Consider the following 8637-nt stretch of genomic DNA (forward strand, 5'->3'; position numbering starts at 1 on the left):
GCCAGGGTGCGGCGGCGGGCGTGGGGGGAAGGGGGTCTACCGCCGCCGCTGGCCCGGGCTCCCCCGCGCCTTCCGTACCGAGCCGGTGCTCCAGGCACGCCACGAACTGGCCGAGCAGCTTGTCCGAGACGTCCTGCATGACGCCCCGGCCGAACTGCGCCGGCTTGCCGGTGATCGCCAGGTCGGTGTGCACGGCCACGTCCGTCCCGCCCGCGGCACCGGGGGTCATGGCGAGGGTCACGTGCGCCCCCGCCGTGCCGTTGCCCCGCTTGTCCTTGCCCGAGGCCTCGACCGCGAACCGGTGCGCCTCCTCGTCCTTCTCCGTGAACGTGCCGGAGCCGTTGTAGACGAGCGCGATCGGACCGAGCTTGACCTTGACGGTGCCGTGGAAGGTGGAGCCCTCGACCGAGGTCACCGCGGCGCCCGGGAAGCACTCCGCCACCGACGCGATGTCCTCGAAGTGCGCCCAGGTCTCCTCCACCCCGGTCGGGACCGAGAAGCTGTGGTTGAGCTCCACGAGAGCCTTAGCCTCCCGCCGCCGCGACGACGGCGCGCCGGGTGAGGACCCGAGCGAGGTGGCGCCGGTAGTCGGCGTCGCCATTGAGGTCCGAGGGCGGGTTGGTGCCCTCGGCGGCCTGCTCCGCCGCCGCCCGTACGCCGTCGTCCGTCGGTGCCGCACCGACCAGCGCCGCCTCCACCGCGCGCGCCCGGATCGGCGTCGAGCCCATGTTGGTGAGCCCGACCCGCGCCTCGGCGATGCTGCCGCCGTCCATCCGGACGGCCGCCGCCACGGCGACGATCGGCCACTGGTGGACGACCCGCACGAACTTCTCGTAGTGCGCGCCCCAGCCGGTGTGCTTCGGGACCCGCACCTCGGTGAGGATCTCGTCCTCGCCGATCGCGGTCTCGAACAGGTCGACGAAGAACTCGTCGGCGCCGACCGTGCGCGTGCCACCCGACCCCGCGATCACGAACTGCGCACCCAGCGCCAGCGCCGGCGCGCCGAGGTCACCCGCCGGGTCGGCGTGCGCCAGCGCGCCGCCGAACGTGCCGCGGTGCCGCACCTGGGCGTCGGCGAGGTGCTCGATCGCCTTCGGGATCAGCGCCGCGTGCTCGGTGACGAGCGGGTCCTTGGCGACCTCGAAGTGCGGTGTCATCGCGCCGATGACGATGGCGTCGCCGTCGTCGCGCACGCCGCGGAGCGAGTCGATCCGGCCGAGGTCGATGACCATCTCCGGGGCGTTGAGCCGCATCCGGAGCACCGGCAGCAGGCTCTGCCCGCCGGCCATGATCTTCGCGTCGTCGCCGTGCTGGGCGAGCGCGCTCAGCGCCTCCTCGACCGTGGTCGGGGCGAGGTAGTCGAACGCGGTGGGGATCATGCTCCGGCTCCTTCCGTGCTCGATGCTCCCGGTGTCTCCTGGTTGCCCGCCACGTCCTCGTCGCCGAAGTGCGGCATCGCCGCGCGCTCGGTCGGGTCGCCGCCGTCGTTCGCGTGGATCGCCTTCCACACCCGCTCGGGGGTGCACGGCATCCGCACGTCGTTGACCCCGAAGTGCCGGATCGCGTCCACGACCGCGTTGACCACGGCCGGCGTCGAGGCGATGGTGCCCGCCTCGCCGACGCCCTTGGTGCCGAGGGTGTTGGTCAGCGACGGCGACGTGGTGTGGTCGATGTCGAAGCTGATCGTGTCCGCCGAGGTCGGCAGCAGGTAGTCGACGAAGGAGCCGGTGACGAGCGTCCCGCTCTCGTCGAACAACGCCTCCTCCCACAGCGCCTGCGCGATGCCCTGGACCAGGCCGCCGTGCACCTGGCCGGACACGATGAGCGGGTTGATGATGTTGCCGATGTCGTCGCAGCAGGCGTACTTGCGCATCTTCACGCCGCCGGTCTCGGTGTCCACCTCCACCGCGCACAGGTGCGTGCCGTGCGGGAAGTTGAAGTTGACCGGGTCGTAGGTCGCCTCCGAGTCGATCGACGGCTCCACGCCGTCCGGCAGGTCGTGCGCGGCGAACGCCGCCATCGCGACCTCCGCGATCGCGACGCCCTGGTCCGTGCCGCGCACCGAGAACCGGCCGCCCGAGAACTCGATGTCGTCGGCCGACGCCTCCAGCATGTGCGCCGCGATCGGCTTGGCCCGCTCGATCACCTTGTCGGTGGCCTTGACCAGCGCCTCGCCGCCCACGACCAGCGACCGCGAGCCGTAGGTGTCGAGGCCCTTGTGCGAGATCTGGGTGTCGCCGTGCAGCACCTCGACGTCCTCGAACGCGACGCCGAGCCGGTCCGCGACGATCTGGCTGAACGCCGTCTCGTGGCCCTGCCCGTGCGCCGAGGCGCCGGTGACGATCTCGACCTTGCCGGTCGCCAGCATCCGCACGCTCGCGTGCTCCCAGCCCCCGGCGCCGTAGTCGAGGGAGCCGAGCACCCGCGAGGGCGCGAGGCCGCACATCTCGGTGAACGTCGAGACGCCGATGCCGAGCTGCACCGGGTCGTTCGACTCACGGCGCCGCTTCTGCTCGGCCCGCAGCTCGTCGTACCCGAGCATCTCCTTGGCCCGGGCCGTCGCCGCCGCGTAGTCGCCGGAGTCGTACTCCATCCCCGCCACCGTGGTGAACGGGAACTCGTCGGCGTTGATCCAGTTCTTCTCCCGGATGGCGATCGGGTCGACGCCGACCTCGACGGCCAGCTCGTCCATCAGGCGTTCGATGGCGTACGTCGCCTCGGGCCGGCCGGCGCCGCGGTAGGCGTCGGTCCAGGTCGAGTTGGTGAGCACCGTCTGGACGCCGAACTGGTAGGCCGGGAACTTGTAGATCGAGTTGAACATGAACGCGCCGAGGACCGGCACGCCGCCGCCGACGATCGCGACGTAGGCGCCGAGGTCGGCGAGCAGGTCGACCTTGAGGCCGGTGACCGTGCCGTCCTTCTCCGCCGCCAGGGTCAGCCGCTGCCACTGGTCCCGGCCGTGGTGGCCGCTGACCAGGCTCTCGCTCCGGGTCTCGGTGTACTTGATCGGCTTGCCCAGCCGCCGGGCGACCGCCCAGGCGATGAACTCCTCCGGCGTGGTCTGCAGCTTGCCGCCGAACCCGCCACCGACGTCCGGCGCGATGACCCGGATCTTCGACTCCGGCACCCCGGTCGTGGCCGCGAGCGCGAAGCGCAGGATGTGCGGGATCTGGGTCGCCGACCACATGGTGATCTGCTCGCCGGTCGGGTCGACGACGACCGAGCGCGGCTCCATGAACGCCGGGATCAGCCGCTGCTGGCGGTACTCCCGCTCGATCACGATGCCGTCGGTGCGCGCCTTGGCGATCGCCTCGTCGACGTTGCCGCCGGTGCCGGCCTCCTCGCTGTCGAACTTCCAGTACGCCGACTTGTTGGTGCCGAGGTCGGGGTGGGCCAGCACCTCGTCGGCGGCCGCCTTCTTGAGGTCGAGGACCGCGGGCAGCACCTCCCACTCGACGTCCACGAGCTCCGCGGCGTCGCGTGCCTCGGCAGCGGAGCGGGCCACCACGCAGGCCACGATCTCGCCGGCGCAGGCGACCCGGTCGCTCGGCATCGGCACGTGGGTCGGGGTGACCTGGTCCGGCGTGATCGGCCAGGCGTTGATGTTGACGCCCTGGCCCTCGCCGAGGTCCGCGCCGGTCAGCACGTCGACGACGTTGGTCGAGGTCTTCGCCTCCGCGGTGTCGATCGACACGATCCGGGCGTGCGCGTGCGGGCTGCGCACCATGGCCAGGTGCAGCATCCCCGGGAGAGTGATGTTGTCGGTCCACCGGGTGCGGCCGGTGATCAGCCGCTGGTCCTCCTTGCGGCGCCGGTCCCGGCCGATCTCCTTCTGAGGGGCTGCCGGTGCGTCCTGGACGGCGGTCATGCCTGCGCCCCCTGACCAACGGTGCTGGATCCCTGGGCAGCAGCGTGCTGCACGGCCTTGACGATGTTGTGGTAACCGGTGCAGCGGCAGAGGTTGCCCTCGAGCCCGAGCCGGATCTCCTCCTCGGAGGGGTTCGGGTTCTCGTTGAGCAGGTCGACGCTCTGCATGATCATCCCCGGCGTGCAGAACCCGCACTGGAGGCCGTGGCACTCCCGGAACGACTCCTGGACCTGGTGCAGCGACCCGTTCTTAGAGAGGCCCTCGATCGTGGTCACCTCGGCCCCGTCGGCCTGGACGGCCAGCACGTTGCAGGACTTCACGCTGCGGCCGTCGAGGTGCACGGTGCAGGCGCCGCAGTTGCTGGTGTCGCACCCGATGACGGTGCCGGTCTTGCCGAGCTTCTCGCGCAGGTACTGCACCAGCAGCATCCGCGGTTCGACGTCGTCGGCGACGCTGGCGCCGTCGACGGTCAGGTGGATCCGGGTCATTGGCTCTCCCTTGGGCGCACGCGGTGTGGTGCCGGTCACGTTAGGGAGAGCCGGTTGGCCGAAGGTTGGGTAGCCGCCGACCCCGGTCAGCGCAGCGCGACGGCCAGCCGCCCCTTGAGCAGCGGCACCGCCGGGTGCCGCGGGTCGGTGCGGGCCAGGCAGACCTCGAGGACCTCGGCGTCGTACGGCGCCAGCTCGCTGTAGCGGACGACGGCGTCCGGCTGGGGGTCGACCAGCAGCGCCTCGCGCACCGCCACCGCGACGTACTCGGCCATCTCGGTGAGGGCCGGGGAGTTCGTGCCGGGCAGCAGGTCGCCGCCGTAGGCCTCGACCGCAGCGCCGACCTCGCCGCGGCGGAGCAGGGCGAGCACGTGCTCGACGTCGGTGGCGACGGGCATGAGCAGCCGGTAGGGGCGGGAGCCGAGCTGGCCGCCGACCGCGTGCCGCAGGTGCGACACCTCGGCCTTGAGGGTGGAGAAGGTGACCGCCTGGTCGCCGTAGACCGCCGCGTGGAGCTGCTCGAGCGAGAGGCCCTCGGGGTGCAGGGCGAGCAGGGCGAGCACCTCGGTCTGACGGCGGTTGAGCAGCAGCCGCTGCCCGTCGAGCCAGGTCTCGGCGGTGCCGAGCAGCGTCATGACCAGCCCCGGCTGGGTGGTCTCCTCGAGCGCGCTCGGGTGGTGCTGGGACGACGGCATCGCCGACTCGATCAGCCGAGCCATCACCCGGGCCGTGGCGAGCCCGATCGGGTGGGTGCGGTCCCAGGTCGTGGAGAGGTCGATGACCCCCAGCTTCGCGCCGGTCGCCGGGTCGAACACCGGCGCCGCCCAGCACACCCAGTTGTGCACGATCGAGGCGTAGTGCTCGGCGCTGAACACCATCGCCGGCTGCTGCAACCGGTTGGCCAGGTCGAGGGCGTTGGTGCCGACCGACTGGTCGTCCCAGCGCCCGCCGGCCACGAAGTTGACGGTCTCGGCCTTGCGGCGCATCACCCGGCCGCCGTAGGTCCAGAGGATGCGGGTGTCGGCGTCGGTGACCGCCACGACCAGGTCGCCGTCCTCGGCGGTACGCCGCAGGTCCTCCTCGACCCGCTCGACGGCGGTCTGCAGCGGCGAGCCTCGCCAGATGGAGGCGGTCTCGGACTCGTCGGCCAGCGGCGCCTGGAGCACGTCCGGGGAGACGGCGGACTCCGAGCGGGTCCAGCTGTTCAGGATCTCCGGGCGCACCAGGTCAGCCGCCTCGTCGGCGTGCTCGACGAACGAGGTCCACGCCCGCACGGCGGCGTACCGCCGCTGCTCGAGCGCCCTCTCGACCGTCATGCCCACCATCCGCTAGTCGCTGCTGCCCGGCCGCCCGGCCGAGTGATGTGACTGCGGTCACGGTAGCCAGACGGTGAAAGGATGGGAACCACCGGCGCCAGGAGGAGCATCCGTGACCAAGCCCGCCAAGACCACGCTTCCCGACGGCGCGGACGACGTCGCCCCGGCCGCGGCGTCGACCGACGAGCGGTACACGAGGGCCGGCAGGCTGAGGACGACCGTGTACGAGCACGAGATGGAGCGACTGCAGGAACAGCTCGTGCTGCTGCAGTACTGGATCCAGAGCCAGGGGCTCAAGGTCCTCGTCATCTTCGAGGGCCGCGGGTCGGCCGGCAAGGGCGGCGCGATCAAGCGGATCACCGAGCGCACCTCGCCCCGCACGGTCCGGATCGTCGCGCTGCCGAAGCCGACCGAGCGGCAGCGGACGCAGTGGTACTTCCAGCGGTACGTCGAGCACCTGCCGGCCGCCGGCGAGATGGTCCTGTTCGACCGGTCCTGGTACAACCGCTCGAACGTCGAGTGGGTCATGGACTACTGCACCGAGGACGAGCACCAGGAGTTCCTGCGCAGCTGCCCGGAGTTCGAGCGGATGCTGGTGCGCTCAGGGATCACGGTGATCAAGTACTGGTTCTCGGTGTCCTTCGAGGAGCAGCGCAAGCGCTTCGAGGCGCGCAACGCCGAGCCCCTCAAGCGGTGGAAGCTCTCGGACATGGACCTCGCCGAGCACGAGCTCTACGTCCGCTACTCGATGGCCAAGGACACGACCTTCCAGTACACCGACATCAAGCAGGCACCCTGGTACGTCGTGCCGAGCGACGACAAGAAGGCCGCGCGGCTCAACTGCATCAGCCACCTGCTCTCGCAGTTCGACTACGTGGACGTCGCCCCCGACGTCGTCACCCTGCCCGAGATGAAGCAGCTGCCCTACGTACGGCCCCCGATGCACGAGCAGACGTTCGTGCCGCAGCTGTTCTGACGAGGGGCTCGCCGAGGGACGAGCAGAGCACCCGTCAGGTCGTGTAGGTGATCCTGACGCCGAGCAGCCGGTAGGTCGGCGAGGGCGGGAGCAGGACGTCGACGACCAACCTGTCGGTGCCGGTGACCGCGACGGTGCCGGCGAGCGTCAGCGTCTGGACATCGACGCTGCTGCCCACGCTCTGGGCCTCGGTGAGGGGGACGCCGACGGTCCCGTCGGCGCGGTGGCGGGTGAGCATGGCGTCGATGAAGTCGGTCCCGCCGTCGATGACGAACACCTGAGCTCCGGTCACCGTGGTGCCGGCCGGCACGTCCACCTGGCCCTGGACCCAGTCCGTCGTGGTCTCCAGGAAGCGGTCACCACCGGTCCACGTCGAGTAGGCGATGGTCGAGGTGCGTGGCACGAAGTCCCGACCGGTCAGGATGAGGACTCCCGCCTTGCCTGGAACGGCGAGGGTGCTCTCGTCGATGTCGGCCCCGGTCAGCGCGTCGTCCTGGACGTCCGCGGAGGTCACTCCCCCGTCCTGGATCTGGGCGCCGGACAGGGCTCCGTCCCCGAGGTCTGCCCCGGTGAGGCTGCCGTCCGCGACCTTCGCCGAGGTGACGGCACCGTCGCGCAGGTCCACCGTCTTGACGGCACCGTTCTTGATCGTGGAGCTGACGACGCTGTTGGCGGGCAGCTTCGCCACCGCGTAGCCGGCCCCGCCGGAGGCGAGGCTGACCGCGAGAAGGGCGACGAGGATCGACTGGGCGGGCAGCTGACGGTTCATGGGACCACGCTCGCGCCTGGACGACCGCCGCACCACGGTCGGAGGTGGTCAGCTGCCGAGCCGAAGGTCCCTCACGCCAGCGGCGTGGTCTCGCCGTGGATCCGGCCCTCGGTGTGCGCGAGCCGTTCGCCGCTGCCGCCCCAGCGGCCGGCGATGATCTCGGCGGCGATGCTGATCGCGGTCTCCTCCGGCGTGCGGGCGCCGAGGTCGAGGCCGATGGGGCTGGAGAGCCGCGCGATCTCGTCGTCGGTCAGGCCGGCCTCCCGGAGCCTGGCCAGCCGGTCGTCGTGGGTACGCCGTGAGCCCATCGCGCCGACGTACGCCAGCTCGGGCAGCCGCAGGGCGACCTCGAGCAGCGGGACGTCGAACTTGGGGTCGTGGGTGAGCACCGTCAGCACGGTCCGCGGGTCGATCCGGCCGGCCTCGTGCTCGGCCTTCAGGTAGCGGTGCGGCCAGTCGACGACGACCTCGTCGGCGTCCGGGAACCGGCTCGTCGTGGCGAACACGGGCCGGGCGTCGCAGACGGTGACGTGGTAGCCGAGGAATGCCCCGACCCGGGCCACCGCGGCCGCGAAGTCGATCGCCCCGAAGACCAGCAGCCGCGGCTTCGGCGCGAAGGCCCACACGAAGACCCGCATGCCCTCGCCCCGGCGCTCGCCGTCGGGACCGTAGGTCAGCGTCGCGTTGTGGCCGGCGGCGAGCAGCCCGATCGCGTCGTCGCGGACGGCGTCGTCGGCCCGGGGTGACCCGAGCGAGCCGGTCGCCGGCTGGTCCGGCCGCAGCACCAGCCGCCTGCCCAACCAGGCCGGGTCGGGGTGCTCGATCACGGTGGCCAGCGCGACCGGGCGGCCGGCCTCGATGTCGGCGGCGATGTCGCCGAGCTCGGGGAACGTCTCCCGGCTGACCTTCTCCACGAAGACGTCGAGGATGCCGCCGCAGGTCAGTCCGACCGCGAACGCGTCGTCGTCGGAGACGCCGTAGCGCTGCAGCACCGGCTCGCCGGAGGAGACGACCGTCTCGGCGAGGTCGTAGACGGCGCCCTCCACGCAGCCGCCGGACACCGACCCGACCGCGGCGCCGTCCGGGCCGACCAGCATCGAGGCACCCGCGGGCCGGGGCGCGGACTGGAACGTCGCGACCACGGTGCCGACCCCGACGGTCTCGCCGGCCTCCCACCACTCCATGAGCTCCGAGAGCACGTCACGCAACGTCGATCACTC

8 protein-coding genes are annotated in these 8637 nt (G+C 71.6%); 1 reads left to right on the top strand and 7 read right to left on the bottom strand.

Annotation, left to right across the window (positions count from 1 at the left end; all coding sequences use genetic code 11):
- The 5 genes from JHD21_RS08410 to JHD21_RS08430 all read right to left on the bottom strand — a co-directional run.
- Positions 1 to 517 (bottom strand): SRPBCC family protein (locus tag JHD21_RS08410; protein WP_292673430.1); only part of this gene is annotated, 517 nt, incomplete at its 3' end.
- Positions 518 to 524: 7 nt separating this feature from the next.
- The gene (locus JHD21_RS08415; RefSeq protein ID WP_292673433.1) at positions 525 to 1379 is read right to left on the bottom strand and encodes a xanthine dehydrogenase family protein subunit M; all 855 of its coding nucleotides are present in this window, start codon (positions 1377 to 1379) and stop codon (positions 525 to 527) included.
- On the bottom strand, positions 1376 to 3868 hold the full coding sequence (locus JHD21_RS08420) for a xanthine dehydrogenase family protein molybdopterin-binding subunit (RefSeq protein WP_292673435.1): 2493 nt from the start codon (positions 3866 to 3868) through the stop codon (positions 1376 to 1378). The genes JHD21_RS08415 and JHD21_RS08420 overlap by 4 nt, the downstream gene beginning before the upstream one ends.
- Positions 3865 to 4356, bottom strand: coding sequence for a (2Fe-2S)-binding protein (locus JHD21_RS08425; RefSeq protein ID WP_292673438.1), 492 nt, complete (start codon positions 4354 to 4356; stop codon positions 3865 to 3867). The genes JHD21_RS08420 and JHD21_RS08425 overlap by 4 nt, the downstream gene beginning before the upstream one ends.
- An 86-nt stretch (positions 4357 to 4442) precedes the next feature.
- Complete coding sequence (locus JHD21_RS08430; RefSeq protein WP_292673441.1) at positions 4443 to 5672, bottom strand: transcriptional regulator; 1230 nt, start codon at positions 5670 to 5672, stop codon at positions 4443 to 4445.
- Positions 5673 to 5784: 112 nt separating this feature from the next.
- Here JHD21_RS08430 and ppk2 point away from each other — a divergent pair, with 112 nt between their 5' ends.
- The gene (gene ppk2, locus JHD21_RS08435) at positions 5785 to 6648 is read left to right on the top strand and encodes a polyphosphate kinase 2 (protein WP_292673443.1); all 864 of its coding nucleotides are present in this window, start codon (positions 5785 to 5787) and stop codon (positions 6646 to 6648) included.
- Positions 6649 to 6682: 34 nt separating this feature from the next.
- On the opposite strand, the gene JHD21_RS08440 is transcribed toward ppk2, so the two are convergent.
- Positions 6683 to 7417: a hypothetical protein gene (locus tag JHD21_RS08440; protein WP_292673446.1), complete on the bottom strand. Its 735-nt coding sequence runs from the start codon at positions 7415 to 7417 to the stop codon at positions 6683 to 6685.
- Positions 7418 to 7488: 71 nt separating this feature from the next.
- Positions 7489 to 8625: an XdhC/CoxI family protein gene (locus JHD21_RS08445; RefSeq protein ID WP_292673448.1), complete on the bottom strand. Its 1137-nt coding sequence runs from the start codon at positions 8623 to 8625 to the stop codon at positions 7489 to 7491.
- Positions 8626 to 8637: the final 12 nt, after the last annotated feature.

Source organism: Nocardioides sp. (assembly GCF_016462705.1).
Taxonomy (GTDB): Bacteria; Actinomycetota; Actinomycetes; order Propionibacteriales; family Nocardioidaceae; genus Nocardioides.